This window comes from Gordonia alkaliphila, from assembly GCF_039542465.1.
In the GTDB taxonomy this organism is placed as follows: Bacteria; Actinomycetota; Actinomycetes; order Mycobacteriales; family Mycobacteriaceae; genus Gordonia; species Gordonia alkaliphila.
The window spans coordinates 127,791-146,322 of sequence record NZ_BAABIE010000007.1 but is presented as its reverse complement, the minus strand read 5'-3'; the positions used below and the strand labels follow the sequence as shown (position 1 = coordinate 146,322).

The 18,532-nt window shown below is 71.6% G+C and carries 11 protein-coding genes; 3 read left to right on the top strand and 8 right to left on the bottom strand.

Features of this window, described 5'->3' with window-relative positions:
• The first annotated feature begins 89 nt into the window (after positions 1-89).
• Positions 90-506, top strand: a complete 417-nt coding sequence (locus tag ABD989_RS09365; protein ID WP_246994866.1) for a pyridoxamine 5'-phosphate oxidase family protein — start codon at positions 90-92, stop codon at positions 504-506.
• Here the strand turns inward: ABD989_RS09365 and ABD989_RS09360 are convergent.
• Both ABD989_RS09360 and ABD989_RS09355 read right to left on the bottom strand, forming a co-directional pair.
• Complete coding sequence (locus ABD989_RS09360; protein ID WP_246994868.1) at positions 469-1,314, bottom strand: DNA-formamidopyrimidine glycosylase family protein; 846 nt, start codon at positions 1,312-1,314, stop codon at positions 469-471. The two genes, ABD989_RS09365 and ABD989_RS09360, sit on opposite strands and share 38 nt — an antisense overlap.
• Positions 1,307-5,944 carry an ATP-dependent helicase gene (locus ABD989_RS09355; RefSeq protein ID WP_345313270.1) on the bottom strand — a complete coding sequence of 1,546 codons (4,638 nt, stop codon included), beginning with the start codon at positions 5,942-5,944 and terminating at the stop codon, positions 1,307-1,309. The genes ABD989_RS09360 and ABD989_RS09355 overlap by 8 nt, the downstream gene beginning before the upstream one ends.
• A 109-nt stretch (positions 5,945-6,053) precedes the next feature.
• Here ABD989_RS09355 and ABD989_RS09350 point away from each other — a divergent pair, with 109 nt between their 5' ends.
• Positions 6,054-6,362, top strand: coding sequence for an SHOCT domain-containing protein (locus ABD989_RS09350; protein WP_345313269.1), 309 nt, complete (start codon positions 6,054-6,056; stop codon positions 6,360-6,362).
• Here the strand turns inward: ABD989_RS09350 and ABD989_RS09345 are convergent.
• Positions 6,349-7,611 (bottom strand): serine hydrolase, encoded by a 1,263-nt coding sequence (locus ABD989_RS09345; protein ID WP_425556512.1) that lies wholly within the window; start codon positions 7,609-7,611, stop codon positions 6,349-6,351. The genes ABD989_RS09350 and ABD989_RS09345 overlap by 14 nt on opposite strands.
• A gap of 58 nt (positions 7,612-7,669) precedes the next feature.
• Between ABD989_RS09345 and ABD989_RS09340 the strand changes: the two genes are divergently transcribed.
• Positions 7,670-8,893 (top strand): acyl-CoA dehydrogenase family protein, encoded by a 1,224-nt coding sequence (locus tag ABD989_RS09340; RefSeq protein WP_345313268.1) that lies wholly within the window; start codon positions 7,670-7,672, stop codon positions 8,891-8,893.
• A 133-nt stretch (positions 8,894-9,026) separates the two neighbouring features.
• Here the strand turns inward: ABD989_RS09340 and ABD989_RS09335 are convergent, their stop codons facing one another.
• The 5 genes from ABD989_RS09335 to ABD989_RS09315 form a co-directional block, all read right to left on the bottom strand.
• Positions 9,027-9,953 (bottom strand): hypothetical protein, encoded by a 927-nt coding sequence (locus tag ABD989_RS09335; RefSeq protein ID WP_246994876.1) that lies wholly within the window; start codon positions 9,951-9,953, stop codon positions 9,027-9,029.
• 145 nt (positions 9,954-10,098) lie between these two features.
• Complete coding sequence (gene putP / locus ABD989_RS09330; protein WP_345313267.1) at positions 10,099-11,688, bottom strand: sodium/proline symporter PutP; 1,590 nt, start codon at positions 11,686-11,688, stop codon at positions 10,099-10,101.
• Between the two features lie 32 nt (positions 11,689-11,720).
• Entirely contained in the window at positions 11,721-15,329 is a 3,609-nt protein-coding gene (locus ABD989_RS09325) for a proline dehydrogenase family protein (RefSeq protein WP_345313266.1), read from the bottom strand.
• 56 nt (positions 15,330-15,385) lie between these two features.
• Entirely contained in the window at positions 15,386-16,900 is a 1,515-nt protein-coding gene (locus ABD989_RS09320) for an acyl-CoA synthetase (RefSeq protein WP_246994881.1), read from the bottom strand.
• 118 nt (positions 16,901-17,018) lie between these two features.
• Positions 17,019-18,509: a flavin-containing monooxygenase gene (locus tag ABD989_RS09315; RefSeq protein ID WP_345313265.1), complete on the bottom strand. Its 1,491-nt coding sequence runs from the start codon at positions 18,507-18,509 to the stop codon at positions 17,019-17,021.
• Positions 18,510-18,532: the final 23 nt, after the last annotated feature.

Below are 18,532 nucleotides of genomic sequence, written 5' to 3'. Positions count from 1 at the left end.
CCCTGGCCCCGCGCTCGCCTGCGGGGCGACTATGGGCGGCATAGGCTGGAAGTTCGAAGCGTCGGGGAAGTGCGAGAGGAAGAGGAGCCATGGAAGAGATCACCGTCCTGGACGAGGCCCAGTGCTGGAATCTGTTGTCCGAGAGCGTGATGGGTCGGTTGGCGCTCAGCGTCGACGGTGAGCCCGAGATCTTCCCGATCAACGCGTACGCGCACGACGGCAAGATTCTCTTCCGCACCGGCGAGGGCACCAAGCTCTCCGAGATCGCGGTGAACGGACGCGTGGCCTTCGAGACCGACGGCTTCACCAGCAAGATCGGTTGGAGCGTCGTGGCCAAGGGCCGCGCCCGCATCCTGACCAGCACGCACGAGATCATGGATGCCGACCAGTTGCCGCTGAAGCCGTGGGTCCCCACGCTGAAGATGAACTACGTCGAGATCGACGTGGAGGAGATCAGCGGCCGCCGCTTCAAGTTCGGCGCGGAGCCCGACCGCTACCCGGTGTGACCGGCTGGCACGCCGGGCAGAAGTAGATCGACCGCTCGGCGGCCGACCCGTCCGTGCCGACGCCGAGCACGCCGCGCTGCACCGCCGTGCCGCACCGTCGGCACGGCCGGTGCTCGCGGCCGTAGACCCAGAGTTCGCGTCCCCGTCGGCGATCGCCGGTGGTGGAGCGGACCGCGGCCAGCGCATTCGCGGTCAGCAGCCGGTGGGCGTCGGCGACGAGCGCCGCCGGATCGGCCTCGCGCACCGGCCGGGTGGGATGAACCCCGGCCAGAAAGCACAGTTCGCTGCGGTAGATGTTGCCGATACCGGCGAGGGTGCGCTGGTCGAGCAGCGCCAGGCCGACGGGCCGCTCCGGATCGGCGGCGAGCTGCGCCGCCGCGCGGGCCGGATCCCAATCCGGGCCCAGTAGATCGGGGCCCAGGTGCGCCACGGCCGCGGCCGGATCGCGCGTGATCTCCAGGATCCCCAGGTCGAAGCCGACGGCTTCCACGGCGGCACCGTCGCGGCCGTCGGCCGCCAGCACCACGCGCGCACGGAAGCCGGGCTTGCGCCACTTCTCGCCGCGGCGATACACGTGCCAGACGCCCTCCATCATCAGATGCGAATGGATCGACAGGGTGCGCCCGCCTGCGCCCGACAGGTCGATGAACAGGTGCTTGCCGACCGCCCGGACCCGCTCGACGACGGCGCCGCGCAGGTCGGTGGTCGCCAGCGACGGAATGCGGAAGTCGCTCCGGGACAGGGTCTTTCCGGCGAGCGCCGCATGCAGCCGGTGGGCGGCGCGATAGACGGTGTCGCCCTCAGGCATGGCGCGGGTCGTAGTTCATGCGCAGACCGCGCGGCGTGGTGGCGAAACCCTGTTCGGACAGCAGCGCGCCCAGCGGGGTGCGCAGCGCGGGTTCGGCGTCGATGGTGTCGATGCGAATGCGGGGGAGTCGTCCGCGGCGCACCGCGTCGGTGAGCGCAGCCGCGGCCGCCTCGAGCTGATCGGTGCGGTCGGTGCAGGTCAGGATGCGTTTGCCGCCGCGCTCGACGAAGACGGCGAGGGCGCCGTCGACCAGGACGACGAGGGCGCCGGGTTTGCGTCCCGGTCGGTGGCCGGTGTCGGCGGTGGGCCACGGCAGGGCGGCCCCGTACGGGTTGGCCGGGTCGGTGGCGGCCAGCACGTGCGCGGTGTCCTGCTGTTCGCGGGGCACCACGGCGGCCGCACGCAGGGTGTCGACGGTGTGACCGGCGGCGAACTGGGCGCCGCCGAGGCCGTCGATGAAGTAGCCGCGTCGGGCCTGGCCGGAATCCTCGAAGACGCTGAGCGCCTTGTAGATGCGCGCGAATCCGCCGGGCACCTCCTCGGTGGTGACGGCGCCCTTGGTCACCACGCCGTACCGGTCGAGCAGGATCTCGCAGGTGGCCGCGGCCAGGGTGGTGGGGTCGAGGGCGGCGCGTTCGAGGCGCACCCAGCGGCCGCCGACCAGCGGCGGCACCGGCGGTCCGTCGGTACCGGCGAGGTATCGGCTGGACAGGCGGGCGGCGCGCAGGCGCGGCGGGCGGGCGCCGCCGCGTACCCGGTGCGACGGGGTGGAGGTCTGGGCGCCCGACCGGGAGCGACCGGGGGTCAGCAGGGCGCGCAGCGGGGCGAACGAGTCGTTGGCGAGGCGCCCGGACCAGACCAGGTCCCACAGCGCCGCGTGCCGGGCGGGTTCGTCGCCGACGGCGAGCCCGGCGTCGTCGAGGTGGGTGGTCAACTGGGCGTAGCGCAGGGCGCCGCCGTCGACCGCGGCCAGGATCGCGGTGTGCAGGGCGTCGAGCTCGACGGGGTCGGCGGGCCGCAGGGTGAGCGGTGCCGATTCGGCCGGGTGCAGGCTGATCCATCCGTCCGAGGCACCGATCCGGCCGTGGCCGGACCAGACCACCTCGCCCGCGGAGAGCAGTTCGTCGAGCAGGGCCGGGCGATAGTCCTGCAGGCGGGTGGGCAGGATCAGCGATTCCCACGCCGATGCGGGGATCGGTTGCCCGGCAAGCTGTTCGATCACCGACAGCAGCCCGTGCACGCCGTGCAGGCGCGGGTCGCGGCCGCCGGTGGCCAGGGGGGCGCCGACGTGCTGCCAGTCGAGGAGGAAGCGCGCGTAGGTGTCGGCGCTGACCGGCTGCACCTCGGCGCGGCCGGCGGCGAGGGAACCGCGACGCAGCTGACCGAGGACGTCGGCGTGGCACCACTGGGCGCGTTCGGCGTCCTCGCGGGGCACGAACTCGCCTTCGATCACGATGCGGCGGCCGGCCAGCTTGGCCAGCGCCTCGCGCACCACGGCCACGCCCATGCCCAGGTCGGCGGCCACGTCGGCGGCGGTGAACGGCCCGTGGGTGCGGGCGTAGCGGTGCACCAGATCGCCCACCGGGTCGTCGGCGGGGGCGAGGTAGGCGGCCGGAACGCCGAGCGGCGGCGGGATGCCGAGCCCGTCGCGCAGGCGTGCGACGTCGTCGATCGCGGCGAGGTGCTCGAGGCCGCGCAGCAGTACGCCGATCACCCGGCCGGCGGCGACCTCCTCGGCGATCGCCGCGTCGAGATCGACTGTGCCCGCGTACCTTTCGTCGATCTGCGCGCGGGTGAGCGGTCCCAGCCAACGCAGCAGGTCGGTGATGTCCTGGCCGTCCCGGGCCCGGCGTTCCGGCGCGGTCCGCTGCAGACGGGCGACGGTCTCGGCGAGGACCACCGGATCGAGGAGTTCGCGCAGGTCCACCCGGCCGAGCAGCTGCGCGAGGAGAGCGGTGTCCAGGGTGAGGGCGGTGGCGCGGCGTTCGGCGAGCGGGGCGTCGTCGTCGTAGATGAACGACCCGGTGTAGCCGAGCAGCATGGCGGCCGCGAACGGTGACGGGCTCGGCGTCTCCACCTCCAGGAGCCGGACGCGGCGACCGCGGATGCGGGTGAGGACGTCGACGAGCGCGGGCAGGTCGTAGATGTCCTCCAGGCACTCGCGGACCGTCTCCAAGATGATCGGGAAGTCGGGGAACTGACTGGCCACCGCGAGCAGTTGCGCGGCGCGCTGGCGCTGCTGCCACAGCGGTGCGCGTTTGCCCGGGTTGCGGCGCGGGAGCAGCAGGGCGCGCGCCGCGCATTCGCGGAACCGGGCGGCGAACATCGACGAATCGGCCAGGGCGCGCGTCGCGATGTCCTCGATCTCGTCGGGGTCGACGTCGAAGACGTCCGCGCCGGGCGGGGTGTCGTCGGTGTCGGGCAGGCGCACGATGATGCCGTCGTCGGTGGCCGTGGTGGCGCCGTCCAGGCCGAGGTTCGCCGACAGTTGCGCGGCGATCGCGCTGGCCCACGGCGCGTGCACGCGCAGGCCGTACGGCGAGTGCAGGATCAGGCGCCAGTCGCCGAGTTCGTCGCGGAACCGTTCCACCACCAGGGTGCGGTCGGTCGGCAGGGCGCCGGTGGCGGCGCGCTGGTCGTCGATCAGGGCGGCCAGATTGGTCCGCGCGGTGGCCGACAACCCGATCGCGTCGGCGTGCGCGGCGAGCTGCTGTTCGGAGGTGCCGACCTCGCCGACGAAGCGGCCCATCGCGGCGCCGAGTTCGGCGGGACGGCCCACGGCGTCGCCGATCCAGAACGGCAGCCGGCCGGGCTGGCCGAACGCCGGGATCACCCGCACCTGGTCGGGGGTGATCTCCACGATGCGCCAGCTGCTGGTGCCGAGGGCGAAGACGTCGCCGACCCGGGACTCGTAGACCATCTCCTCGTCGAGTTCGCCGACGCGGCGCGCGGAGTCGTCGCCCACCAGGAAGACGCCGAACATGCCGCGGTCGGGGATGGTGCCGCCCGAGGTGACCGCGAGGGAGAGGGTGCCGCGGCGGGCGGTGAGGGTGCCGGTGGCGCGGTCGTAGTCGACGCGGGCGGCGAGGCCCGCGAACTCGTCGGACGGGTAGCGGCCGGAGATCAGGTCGAGCACGGCGTCGTAGACGTCGCGGGTCAGCTCGCGGAAGGGCGCCGCCCGGCGCACCGTCTGGTACCACTGATCCACCTCGACGTCGTCGACGGCGACGGCGGCCACGGTCTGCTGGGCGAGGATGTCGAGCGGGTTGCGCGGCACCCGCAGCTCCTCGATCTCGCCGGCGCGCATGCGGGCCACGGTCACCGCGCAGCCGATCAGGTCGGTGCGGTGCTTCGGGAACACGACGCCCGTGCTGATCTCGCCGACCTGGTGCCCGGCGCGCCCGATGCGCTGCAGTCCGGAGGCCACCGAGGGCGGCGTCTCCACCTGGATCACCAGATCCACCGCGCCCATATCGATGCCGAGTTCCAGGGAACTGGTGGCGACCACCGCGCGCAGGCGTCCGGACTTGAGGGCGTCCTCGATGTCGGCGCGCTGCTCCTTGCTGACCGAGCCGTGGTGGGCGCGGGCCAGGACCGGCGGTGCGCCCGCGGTGGTCACCGCCCCGGTGATGGTGGCCGGGGCGCCGCCGGGCACCATCGGATTGCGGCGCTGCGCGTCGACGTCGAGCCCGGCGCGGTCGGCGGCGATCTCGTTGAGGCGGGCGGTGAGGCGTTCGGCCAGGCGGCGGGAGTTGGCGAAGACGATGGTGGAGCGATGCTGGGAGATCTCGTCGACGATGGCCGCTTCCACGAACGGCCACAGCGAGCCGGCGGTGGGGGAGAAGGCGTCGTCGAGCTCGCTGTCGCCGGGTGGGACCGGCAGGTTCGTCATGTCCTCGACCGGCACCTCGACGCGCAGGTCGAAGGTCTTGCTCGCCGGCGGCGACACGATGGTGCACGCGGCCTCACCGGACAGGAAACCGGCCACCGTCTCGGGCGGCCGGACGGTGGCCGACAGGCCGATCCGCTGCGCGCGTGTGCTGGTCAGCTCGTCGAGTCGTTCCAGGGACAGGGCCAGGTGGCTGCCGCGTTTGGTGGCGGCGAGGGCGTGGATCTCGTCGACGATCACCGTCGTGACGCTGCGGAGCGTTTCGCGTGCCCGTGAGGTGAGCATCAGGTACAGCGACTCGGGGGTGGTGATGAGGATGTCCGGCGGGTGCGCGGCCAGGGTGCGGCGCGCGGCCGCCGGGGTGTCCCCGGAGCGGACCCCGACGCTCACCGCGGGGATCGGCAGCCCGAGGCTCGCGGCGGCGTGCCCGATGCCGACCAGCGGTGCCGACAGGTTGCGTTCGACGTCGACGGCGAGCGCCTTCAGCGGCGAGATGTAGAGGACCCGCACGCCTTCGGTGCGGTCGTCGGCCGGCGGCTCGGCGGCGAGTCGGTCGATGGCCCAGAGGAACGCCGCGAGGGTCTTGCCCGAGCCGGTCGGGGCGATGACCAGCGTGTCGTCGCCCTGGGCGATGGACTCCCACGCGTCGGCCTGCGCGGCGGTGGGCGCGCCGAAGGCACCGGTGAACCACTGGCGGGTGGCCGGACCGAAGCCCGCCATCGTGTCCGCGTCGTGGCCCATGGATCCATTCAACCGCACGCCTCCGACTCCCCGCGCGGCGCGCGGGGACGACGAGCGGGGATAAAATGCCGCTGACAACTGCATCATCGACACAAGGAGACCCGCGGGGATGTCTTCACCATTAGTGCCGGGGTGGTTCGACGTGCTGTTCATGCTCGTGCCGCTGTTCATCATCGCCATCATCGGTTTCGGCGTCTTCGTCGCCGTCCGCAACTATCGGGCGGCCAAACGCGGCGGCGTCGATCCGTTCGCCGTCGACACCGAGCTCAAGGTCCGGGCGATGGACAGCGCGGCCCTGGCCCCGGCTGCACCGTCGATCGAGGAGCGATTGGCCGAACTGAGCCGACTGCACAGCAGCGGGCTGATCACCGACGAGGAACTGGCGCAGGCGCGCATGCAGGCGCTCAGCGGCCGATAGCCGCACCGATGGTGTCCAGGAGCGCGGTGTAGCGCCCGGCTTCCGGGTGGCCACCGGGTTTTCCGGTGGAGACGACGGCGGCCGCCAGGTCGCGCTCGGGGTCGGCCCACATCGCGATCTGGGTGAGACCGGTGTGCCCGAAAGCGGCCGGTGCGTCGCGCCCGAAGGGGCCGAAGTGCCGCGAGCCGAGCATGAAGCCGGTGCCCCAGCGCAGCGGGACACCGCCGGTCGCCACATCCGGGCGGAGGCGTCGACGTTGCGCGGTGGCGGCGCGCAGGGTCGACGGCCACAGCACGCGGGTGCCGTCGAGTTCGCCGCCGCGGCGCAGGAGTTCGGCGAAGCGGGACAGCTCGTGCGCGGTGGAGACGGCGTTGGACGAGGGCACCACGCCGGTGAGGAAGGGCGCCTTGTTGGCCATCGGCACGATCTGGGCCATCGATCCGCCGACCACCCGGGTGAACGCGGCGTCGACCGCCCCGGAGTTGGGTGGCCCGGTCACGTAGCTCGGTGCGACGAGTCCGACGTCCTCGGGGGCGACCCCGAAGTTGGTCCACCGGAATCCCAAGGGCGCCAGGATCTCCGCGTCGAGGATGTCTCGAATGCTCGAACCCGTTGCGGCGGCGACGATCTCGCGCACCAGCGGACCCCAGGTCAGGGCGTGGTAGAAGTGCACCGTCCCGGGCGGATAGATCGGCCGCAGGTCGGCGAGCATGGCGCGCGTGTAGTCGCTGTCCTCGCTGCGCCGCAGATCCGGGCGCGGGCCGGTGGGGATCGGCACGCCCGCGCGGTGGGTCAGGACGTGGTCGACGGTGGTGCGCCCCTTGCCGTGCGCGCGGTAGCCGGGCAGCAGGTCGTCGACCCGGGTGTTCAGACTCAGTTCGCCGCGCTCGACGAGTAGGTGCAGCACCGTCGCCGCCATCGCCTTGGCCGCGGAGAACACGCAGACCGGGGTGTCGGTGCGCAGCGGGACCTTCTCGGCGTCGGGGCCGTCGTCGGGTCCGTTCCCGCGCGCGTGCCCGATGGCGCGATCGACCACCACCTCGCCGCGGTGGCGCACGCAGACCGCGATACCCGGCTGGAGTCCGGCCTGATACCAGTGTCGGGCCGCGTCCCAGATCTGCTGGGCGGCGTGCGAATACGCCGGCGACGACGCCTCGTCGCCGATATCGGTGCGGGCGTCGAGGCAGTCGGACGCGAGGCTGTCCGGCGCGTGGATCCGGCCGGGGGTCTCCTGGTCTGTCGCTGTCACCCCGATCACGCTACTGTCAGACCCTAAGTAGAACGTGTTCTAGCCCGGAGGTCTGAAGTTGTTCGAGTGGTCTGAAGAAGATCTGATGGTCCGCGACGCGGTGCGCGCCTTCATCGAGAAGGAGGTGCGCCCGCACATCGACGAACTCGAGACCGGCGCGCTGCCGCCCTTCGACATCACCCGAAAGATGCTGGCCGCGTTCGGCATGGACACCATGGCCGCGGAGAACCTGGAGAAGGAGCTCGCCGCCGAAGAGGCCGGGGAGAAGAAATCGGGCGGCGGCTCCACCACCCTCGCCAACCCGATGTTCATGATCCTGAACATGGAGATGGCCGGCGTGAGCCTGGGCCTGATCGCGTCGATGGGCGTCTCGCTGGGTCTCACCGTGTCGACCATCCGCAGCCGCGGCACCCTGGCGCAGAAGCGGCGTTGGCTGCCGCAGCTGGTCACCATGGAGAAGGTCGGTGCCTGGGCGATCACCGAACCCGACAGCGGCAGCGACGCCCTGGGCGGCATGAAGACCACGGTCCGTCGCGACGGCGAGGACTACATCCTCAAGGGCAACAAGACCTTCATCACCAACGGGCCCAACGCCGACACCATCGTCGTCTTCGCCAAGCTCGACGAGGGTGATGGCACGCCCATGCGCGACCGCAAGGTGCTGACCTTCGTCCTCGACACCGGCATGGAAGGCCTCACCCAGGGTCCGGCCTTCAAGAAGATGGGCATGATGAGCTCGCCCACCGGTGAGCTGTTCTTCGACGACGTCCGCGTCTCCAAGGACCGCCTGCTCGGCGAGACCGAGGACACCGGCGCGGACAAGCGCGGCGGCGACAACGCCAAGGCCGGCTTCACCGCCGAGCGCATCGGCATCGCCGCGCTCAGCCTGGGCATCATCAACGAGTGCCTGCGCCTGTCGCTGGACTACGCCAAGACCCGCACCCTGTGGGGCAACGAGATCGCCAAGTTCCAGCTGATCCAGCTGAAGCTCGCCGAGATGGAGATCGCGCGCCTGAACGTGCAGAACATGCTGTTCACCGCGATCGAGGCCTCGCAGGCGGGCAAGCCGCCGACCCTCGCACAGGCGTCGGCCATGAAGCTGTACTCCTCGCGCGCCGCCACCGAGGTGGCCATGGAGGCCGTGCAGCTCTTCGGGGGCAACGGCTACATGGCCGAGTACCGCGTGGAGCAGCTGGCCCGCGACGCCAAGTCACTGATGATCTACGCCGGCTCCAACGAGATCCAGGTGACCCACGTCGCCAAGGGCCTGCTGAACGGCTGACCCGCCGCGCCCGTCGTCGTCCCGCGAGACGACCCCGCTCCCGCGAGAGCTTGTCGTTCCCGCGGGCCTTTCCCAGGCCCGCGGGAACGGACACTTCTCGCGGGAGCGGATTGGTTTCGCGGGAGCGGGCGGGTCAGCGGAGCAGGCCGCAGCGGTACATGCGGCGGGTGACGCGGGGGATCATGCGGTCGGCCCGCAGGTCGGGCCAGTCCCAGCGGACGACGTCGAAGCCGAGGTCGCGCAGACCGTTCTCCCGGTTCTTCTCCTTGAGCACGACGTCGGCTTCGGTCTCGCCCTCGCGAAGGTAGTCGTGGTACTTGGCTTCGCCGTCGAACTCGCCGGCGAGTACGTCGTCCCAGCTGAAGTCCGGGAAGGCCTCACCGAGGTCGTCGTCGAGGAGCACACGTCGCTGCAGCACGGGCAGCGGCAGGCCGGCTTCGATCATCTGCGCGCGACTCCATGATTCCCCCGGGTTCGCCGCCCGTCCGTCGGCCATCGCGAGGGCGACGCGGGCGCGGGCGATGCCGCGCCGTCGACGATGAGTGAGCACCGTCGCCAATTCATCGCGGGGCGTGCCGATCCGGAGCGCGGAGTCGAAGACGGTGAGGGCCTGGGCGAAGGTGCCGCCGACGGCGACGTCGACCGCGGTGCGCACCACATTGGTCAGGAGCACGCCGTCGCGCTGGACGGCGGTGTCGTCCAACGGTGTGCAATGCGTGTGGCGCTTCGGTGAGGTCATGCCGCCCTGGCCGAGCCCGGTGGTGAGGTGGACGCGGGTGCGATCGGGTTCGAGCAGCTCCAGGCCGAGGACCGCGGCGGCGGACTGATGGCTCAGGACGCCGCACCGGGTCGGGCCGGTGGCGATCGCCAGACAGCGCAGGCGATAGAGGTCGGCGGTTCGGGTCCGCAGCGGCGCCAGGTCGGCGGCCACGTAGACGCCGCGGACCACGCGGAGCAGCGTCTCATCGGCCAGGAGATCGGCGATGTCCTCGTCGGTGAAACCGAGGTCGAGTGCGCGGGTGCGGCGGATGAGGCCGTTGCTGTCGTGCGGTAGGTCCATGACGTTTGGACGCTCCCGCACCCCGCCCGGTTCCGCCGCCGCGCACGCCCCCTGTGGACAACCCGCCCTGTCCACAGCCCGCACGCCGCGCCGCTCCCGCGAGAGGATTCCGCTCCCGCGAGACGAACCGGTTCCCGCGGGAGTTCTAGTGGCCCGCGGGAACGGAGTCCTCTCGCGGGAGCACAGAGCTCTCGCGGGAGGCGGTGACGGCGGCGTCGAACTCGGCGTCGACTGCCTCGGGATCGGCGCGGCGGGTCAGCAGGCTCACGACGACGATCGCGAGCATGCCGATCAGGAAACCTGGGATGATCTCGTAGGTGTCGGCCACGAAGCTCGCGACGGAGTCGGGCGCGCGGTCGGCCAGGAAGCTGTGGAACGAGTCCTGGCCCCAGACGAAGGCGACCACCGCGCCGGTGATGATGCCGGCGAGTGCGCCCGCCGTGGTGAGACGACGCCAGTACAGCGACAGAATCACCACCGGGCCGAAGGCCGAGCCGAAGCCGGCCCACGCGAAGGCCACCAGACTCAGGATGCTGTTCGACGGGGACAACGCCAGGATCACGGCGACCACCGCGACCGCGAGCACGCCGAGGCGACCCAGCCGCACATAGGTGGCCGGAGCCAGCTCCCGCCAGCCCGACTTCACCGAGATCAGTTTGTACAGGTCCTCGACCAGGGCCGACGAGCACACGATCAGCTGCGACGAGATCGTCGACATGATCGCGGCCAGCACCGCCGCCAGCACCAGACCGGCGATGAACGGGTGGAACAGCACCTGCGAGAGCGCGAGGAACACTGTCTCGGACTGGTTGTCGGCCTCCAGGCTCGCGCCGTAGTACGCGATGCCGACCAGGGCGGTGCCGACCGCGCCGATACCGCACAGCAGCATCCAGCCGATACCGATCCGCCGGGCCACCGGGGCGTCGGCCGGCGACCGCAGCGCCATGAACCGCACGATGATGTGCGGCTGGCCGAAGTAGCCCAGCCCCCAGGCGACGGCGGAGATGATCGCCAGGGCGCTGCCGCCGGACACCATCGACAGTCGTTCCGGGTCGATCGCCTGCACGGCGTCGACCGTCGCGCCGAACCCGCCCAACTCGATGACGCCGATGATCGGCACCGCGAGCAGCGCCACCACCACCAGGACGCCCTGTGCGACATCGGTCAGCGAGGCGCCGAGGAAGCCACCGAACAGGGTGTACAGCATGGTGATGCCGGCGACGATCAGCATGCCGACCACGTAGTCGACGTCGAACGACGACTCGAAGAACTTGCCCGAGGCCACCATGCCGCTGGAGACGTAGAAGGTGAAGAAGACGAGGATGATCACGCCGCAGGTGATGCGGACGGCGTGCGCCTTGTCGTGCAGACGTTTGCCGAGGAAGCTCGGGACGGTGATGGCGTCGTCGGCCACCTCGGTGTACGCGCGCAGCCGCGGGGCGACGAACTTCCAGTTGAGCCACGCGCCGACGATCAGGCCGATGAAGATCCACGACTCGACCAGGCCGTACAGGTAGATGGCGCCGGGCAGGCCCATCAGCAACCAGCCGGACATGTCCGACGCACCGGCCGACAGCGCCGCCACCCACGGCTTGAGGCCGCGATCGGCCAGCATGTAGCTGTCCAGATCGTCCTTGGTCTTGCGATAGGCGTAGTAGCCGATGCCCAGCATCGCCACGAAATACACGATGACGGCGGCGAGCTGCCAGGCCTCTTCGTTGGACGGTACCGCCATCGGATCCTCCTAGGTGCAGGCCCGGTCGGGGTTCAGGCCGGGTGGTGCCGGGACCGCCGGGGCCGGGGCCGGGGGCTCCCGCCCGCTGACGGTAGCAACTCCGCCGCGACCTGCTGCAGGAAATCATCCGGATTGCCGAAGCGGTGCAGCGTGATCGACACCGACTGTTCGAGCAGCCAGTACCGGAGTTCGACGGCGCCGGCAGCGACGACCGGATCGTCGAGCATCGCCGTGGCCGGGCGGGCGGCGAGCGCGGCACGGGTCGCCGCGGAGACCGTGCCGATCACCCGGATGCGTGCCGGTCCCGACGACGCCGCCGCGGCGGTGAATTGCGCATCGGTCGCGCGCACGACGGGGCCCACGTCCAGGTGGGCCCGTGCGGCGCGGAGCACCTCGTCGACGGCGACCGGTACCGGCTCGGCGAGGGAGGTCGCCGGACGGCTCCGCGCGCGGGCGGCCGCCGCGAGGACGCGGGCCAGGCGGGCCGGGTCGGCGTCGGCGCCCACCCGGACCGCGGTGTCGGCCCGGCGGTAGCGGAAGATGTTCGCTTCGGCCGCCAGCCCGGTCAGCTCGCGGGCGCGGCCGAACTCGGCGGACCAGGCGTCCTCGTCCGAGCGGGCGGCGGCGCGCAGCCACGCGTGCGACGGCGCGTCGAGCAGGGGTGCGACGGCGTCGACGAAGTCGGCGATGGGACCCGGCGGCAACCCGCGGGGAGCCGGGTTGCGGGAGTGCCGGGCGGCGTCGGACCAGGTGCCGAGCTGCCGCAGATAGTTCGGCCCGCCGGCCTTGGCGCCCGAGCCCACCGACGACAGCTTCCAGCCGCCGAACGGCTGGCGACCGACGACGGCGCCGGTGATCCCGCGGTTGACGTACAGGTTCCCGGCCTGCACGCGGTCGAGCCAGGTGCGCACCTCGACCGGATCGCGGGAATGCAGCCCGGCGGTGAGCCCGAAGTCGGTGCCGTTCTGCAGGTCGAGGGCGTCGTCGAGGTCGGTGGCCGCCATCAGCCCGAGCACGGGACCGAAGACCTCGGTGCGGTGGAAGGAGGAGTCGCGGGCGACGCCCACCTTGATGCCGGGGGAGAACAGGCGGCCGGAGTCGTCGAGGGCGCGCGGGCGCAGCAGCCACCGCTCGCCGGGATCGAGGACGGTCAGCGCGCGGGTCAGCTTGGCGCCCGGCGGCTCGGTGAGGGGACCGACGGTGGCCGACAGGTTCGTCGGCCAATTTACGATCAACGACGATGCGGCATCGATCAGCTGCCGACGGAAGCGTTCGGACGTCGCCACCGAGCCCACCAGGATCGCCAGCGAGGCTGCCGAACACTTCTGACCGGCGTGCCCGAACGCGCTGTGCACGAGATCGGCGATCGCCCGGTCCCGGTCCGCCGACGGGGTGATCACCAGCGCGTTCTTGCCCGACGTCTCCGCGGTGAGCGCCAACTCGGGCCGCCACGAGGCGAACAGGGCCGCGGTGTCCGAGGCCCCGGTCAGGATCACCCGGTCCACGCCGGGATGGGCGATCAGGCGGCGCCCCGCCTCGCCTTCGTCGGGGGCCACGGTGGCGCACACCGCGCGCGGCACGCCGGCCTCCCAGAGCGCCTCGGCGATCGCCTGCAGACAGCGCGGAGACGGACCGGCCGGTTTCGCGATCACCGCGGCGCCGACGGCCAGGGCGGCGAGCATGCCGCCCGCGGCGATCGCGATCGGGAAGTTCCACGGCGGCGTCACCACCACCAGCCGGTCCGGGGTGAACACCGCGGCGTCGGTGGCTAGGTGTTCGGGGTCGAGTCGTCCGGGGTCGAGGTCGAGGGCGCGCCGGGCGTAATAGCGGGCGAAGTCGACGGCCTCGGAGACCTCCGGGTCGCTCTCGCCGATCGTCTTGCCGACCTCGGCGGCGGCCAACGCCACCAGCAGGCCGCGGCGCTCCTCCATCAGATCCGCGGCCCGGTCCAGCACGCGCGCACGGTCGAGCGCCGGCCGCGCCGCCCACGCGACGGCGGCGGAGCGGGCGCGGGCGACCAGGTCGTCGATCGCGGCCGCGGACACCGCCGGCGGGGCGGGAGCGGCGTCGAGCCAGCCCGTCCGCGCGCTCGTCGCGAGCACCTCGCGCGCCCACGCCTGGTTGGCCGGCACAGCAGGGTCGGTGTCGGGGGTGTGCGTGAACGGCGGCAGTTCCGGCAGGTCGGCGGTGTCGGCGGTGATGCGGCGGCGGTCCTGGCGGCGACGCGGCTCGGGCGGCGACAACGGGCCGCGATCCAGTTCGTCGGCCAGGGCGGCGACCGCGGCGTCGAACCGGTCGGCCTCGCGCCGCGCCCCGGGACTGCCCGGCCGCAGATCCACGGTGGCCGACAGGAAGTTGTCGCTGGAGGCGTTCTCCTCCAAGCGGCGGACCAGGTACGAGATGGCGACGTCGAACTCCTTCGGCGCAACCGTCGGCACGTACAGCAGCAGCGGCCCGACGGTGGCCGCGACCGCACGGGAGTGGGCCGTCGCCATCCCGGCGAGCATCTCGAACTCGACGCGGTCGGCGACGCCGCGACGGTGGGCCAGCAGCTGCGCGAAGGCGACGTCGAACAGGTTGTGCCCCGCCACGCCTACCCGCAGTCCGGTCAGCGTCTCCGGCGTCAGGATCGCGTGCAGCACCCGCTTGTAGTTGACGTCGGTGGCGAGCTTGCTCTCATAGGTGGCCGACGGCCAGCCCGCGAGCTCGGCGTGCACCCGCTCCATCGCCAGGTTCGCGCCCTTGACCAGCCGGACCTTGATCCCGGCGCCGCCGTCGGCGACACGCTGCGCCCCGAACCGCGCCAACTCCTCCATCACGCCGAGCGCATCGGGCAGGTAGGCCTGCAGCACGATGCCGGCCTCGTAGCGGCGGAGTTCGGGCAGGCTCAGCAGCCGGGTGAACACCTCGACGGTCAACCGCAGATCCCGGTACTCCTCCATGTCGAGGTTGAGGAAGGCGGTGCCGGGCGGGGCGGCGGCCGCCTCCCGGTACATCGGGGCGAGTCGGTCGGTGACCGCGGCGGCGGTGGCGTCGAAATCCCACATCGACAGCTGGGAGGTCACCGCGGAGACCTTCACCGAGACGTAGTCGACGTCGTCGCGCCGCAGCAGGCGACGCGCCCCCGACAGCCGTCGCGCCGCCTCGGTCTCGCCGAGTACCGCCTCGCCGAGCGGATTGACGTTGAGGCGGTGGCCGTCCCGGCGCAGGCGCGCCACCTGCCGGGCGAAGCGGCGCGGCCGCGCGTCGACGATCAGGTGCCCGACCATCGACCGCATCCGCAGTCGGGCGGCCGACACCACGAGCCGCGGCAGATGCGGCGCCAACCGGCCGCCCAGCCGCAGTTGCAGGCGATCGACGGCCCGCAGCGACGACGGCAGGTCGGCGGTCAGCTCGGTCAGGGCCAGCGCGGCGGCGCGGATGTCCTCGACGCCGATCACCCGGTCGACGAACCCGACGGTGAACGCCAGCCCCCGCGGGTCGGCCAGCACCGCGACCAACCGGGCCGCCGCCGGATCGGGACGGGTGGCGGAGGCGGCGGTGACGGCCAGCCAGTGCTCGACCAGCGCGCGGCTGTCGGCCGCGAGCTCGTCGAGTTCGGTGCGGACGTCAGACCTTCCGCGCGGCGGCTGCGGGCCCATGCCTCTCAGTACACTCCTGCGCGCGCGTTCTGTCACCGCGTGCGCGCAGGAGCGGGTCAGCGGGTGACGGCCGACCCGTCGGACCCGAACTGCTCGCGGAGGGTCCGTTTGAGCAGCTTGCCGGTGGCGTTGCGGGGGAGCACGTCGAGGAACTCGATGCGACGCGGGCTCTTGAAGTGCGCGATCCGGTCGCGGCAGTAGGCGAGCAGATCGTCGGCCGAGACCGATGCCTGCGCGCGCAGCGACACCACCGCGGTGACGCCCTCGCCCCACTTCGGGTCGGGCAGCCCGATCACCGCGGCGTCGTCGACGTCCGGGTGACTGAGCAGGACCTGCTCCACCTCGATCGGGTAGACGTTCTCGCCGCCGGTGACGATCATGTCCTTCTTGCGGTCGACGAGGGTGATGAAGCCGTCGGCGTCCATGCGGGCGAGGTCGCCGGTGTGGAACCAGCCGCCGCGCATGTCGTGGGCGGTCACCTCGGGCAGCCCCCAGTAGCCGGCGAAGACGTTGGGTCCGGCCATCAGCAGTTCGCCGACCTCGCCGGTCGCGACGTCCCGGTCGTCGCCGTCGACGATGCGCACGTCGTCGTGGAACACCGGGCGGCCCACCGAACCGGCGTGCGTGCGGACGTACTGCGCTTCCAGGATCATGGCGGCCGGGGCGAGCTCGGTCATGCCGAAGCCCTCCATGAAGGTCAGGCCCTTGCCCTGATAGAAGTCGATCACCGGGAGCGGGCAGGGCGCGCCGCCGCACAGCAGAGTCCGCAGCGACGACAGGTCGTGGTCGTCGAAGTTCGGCACCTTGCGCATCGCATCCCACATCGCCGGAACCATGAAGTGCACGGTGACCTTGTGCGCCTCCAGGAGTTTCAGCGCGGCGGCCGGATCGAAGGCGGGCGCGACGACGATGGTGCCGCCGGTGTACAGCAGCGGCAGGACGTAGAGGCTGAGGCCGCCGATGTGGAACAGCGGCGCGACGGCGAGGGTCTTGTCCCGCGGGGTCATGCCCTCGCCGGCCACCAGCATGTTGATCGCGTTCCACTCGAAGTTGCCGTGCGTGAGCATGGCGCCCTTCGGCTTGCCGGTGGTGCCGGAGGTGTACATCAGCATCGCGACGTCGTCGGCGGTCACCGGATCCTCCGGAGCGAAGACCTCCTCGGGTGCCTCGAGCGCGTCCAGGTGGACGAGGTCGACGGCGCGCGGGGCCTGCTCGGCGGCGGTGGCGGCCAGTTCGGCGAACATGTCGTCGTGCAGCAGCAGGGTGGGGGTGGCGTCGGAGATCAGGTAGGCCACTTCGCCGGGGCTGAGCCGGAAGTTGACGGGCACGCTGATCGCGGCGAGGCGGGCGACGGCGAACATGGTGGCCAACTGGGCGGTGGAGTTGAGGCCGATCATCATGACGCGATCGCCGCGTCGGACGCCGCGGGCGCGGAGCGCGGCGGCGCGGCGGGCGCTGTCGGCGGCCAACTGGGCGTAGGTGGTGGTGGCGCCGGTGGTCGCGTCGATGAGGGCGATCGCGTCCGGGGTGCGCTGGGCGCGCCGGGTGATCCAGGTGCTGATACCTGCCATGGTGGTGTCTCCGAGTCCTCGCAGTGGGTGTTACGCGGTGGGTGTCACCGCTGAACCTAGGACAAAACCCGCACCGGGGATGCGGGGTTCGTCAGACGCGTCGGAGAATCGCGCGCGGCTACACCAGGCTGGGTTCGCTGATACGCGCGTAGTGCAGGAACTCGTCGTCGACGGGCCCGCGGCGGATGAGTCGGACGTCGGCGTAGACGCTCATCGACATCTTCCACGGGTCCACGGCGCCCTGCTTGGGCAGACCGTCGAGGGCGCGCTGGACGTACCCTGCGCCGAAGTCGAGCAGCGGGCGCAGTTCCATCGCCGGATCCGGGACGGCCTCCACGCTGGTGTAGCCGTTCCGGTCCATGTGGGCCAGCATGCGCACGAAGTACTGGCACAGCATGTCGACCTTGAGCGTCCACGACGAGTTGGTGTAGCCGATGGCCATCGCGAAGTTCGGCAGCCCGGACAGCATCATGCCGCGGTAGGAGACGCTGTCGGTCAGGTCCACGTCGACGCCGTCGCGGGCGAAGGTCATGCCGCCGAACATCTGCAGGTTCAGGCCGGTCGCGGTGACGATGATGTCGGCGGCCAGCTCCGCGCCGCTCTCCAGCAGGATCCCGGTCTCGGTGAACGAGGCGATCCGGTCGGTGACGATCGACGCCGCACCGCGCCGCAGCGCGGTGAACATGTCGCCGTTGGGCACCACGCACAGGCGCTGATCCCACGGGTTGTACGGCGGGTTGAAGTGCGGGTCGAGCGGGAAGTCCTTGCCCAGCATGGCCTTGTTGGTACCGCGGATCACCCGGCGGGCCAGGCGCGGGAAACGCTGGCACAGCTCGAAGACCACGCGCTGCTGCAGGATGTTCTTCTCGCGGCTCAGCCGGTAGCCGCGACGGGGCCCGAGCACCTTCTTCATCGCGTTGGCGATCGCATCCTCGCGGGGCAGCGGGATCACGTAGGTGGGCGTGCGCTGGAGCATCGTGACGTGCTCGGCCTGGTCGGTCATCGACGGCACCAGGGTCACGGCGGTGGCGCCGGAGCCGATCACCACGACGCGCTTGCCGCGGTAGTCCAGGTCCTCCGGCCAGTGCTGCGGGTGCACGATCTGCCCGGTGAACCGCTCCCGGCCGGGGAAGTCGGGGGAGAAGCCCTGCTCGTAGTCGTAGTAGCCGGTGCCGGCGAAGATCCAGCGCGCCTTGATGATCTCCGGCTCGGCGGCGTCGTCGTCGGTGCGGCGCACGGTGACGTGCCAGGCCGCCTCGTCGGTGTGCCAATCGGCGGACACCGCACGACGGTGGTAGGTGATCTTGTCGGCGAGCTGATCGTCGTCGATGGCCTCGTGCAGGTAGTCGAGGATGCGCGGGGCGTCGGCGATGGCCTGCTTGTCGGTCCACGGCTTGAACTCGAAACCGAAGGTGTGCAGATCCGAGTCCGAGCGGATGCCGGGGTACTTGAACAGATCCCAGGTGCCGCCGGCGGTGTGCCGCGACTCGAGGATCGCGAACGTCTTCTCCGGGAGTTCGGTGGTGAGGTAGTGCGCCGCGCCGATACCGGAGATGCCGGCGCCGATGATCAGGACGTCGAGCAGATCGGTGGGGGTCTCGGTGGCCATCGGTACTCCAGATTCGTCGAGCG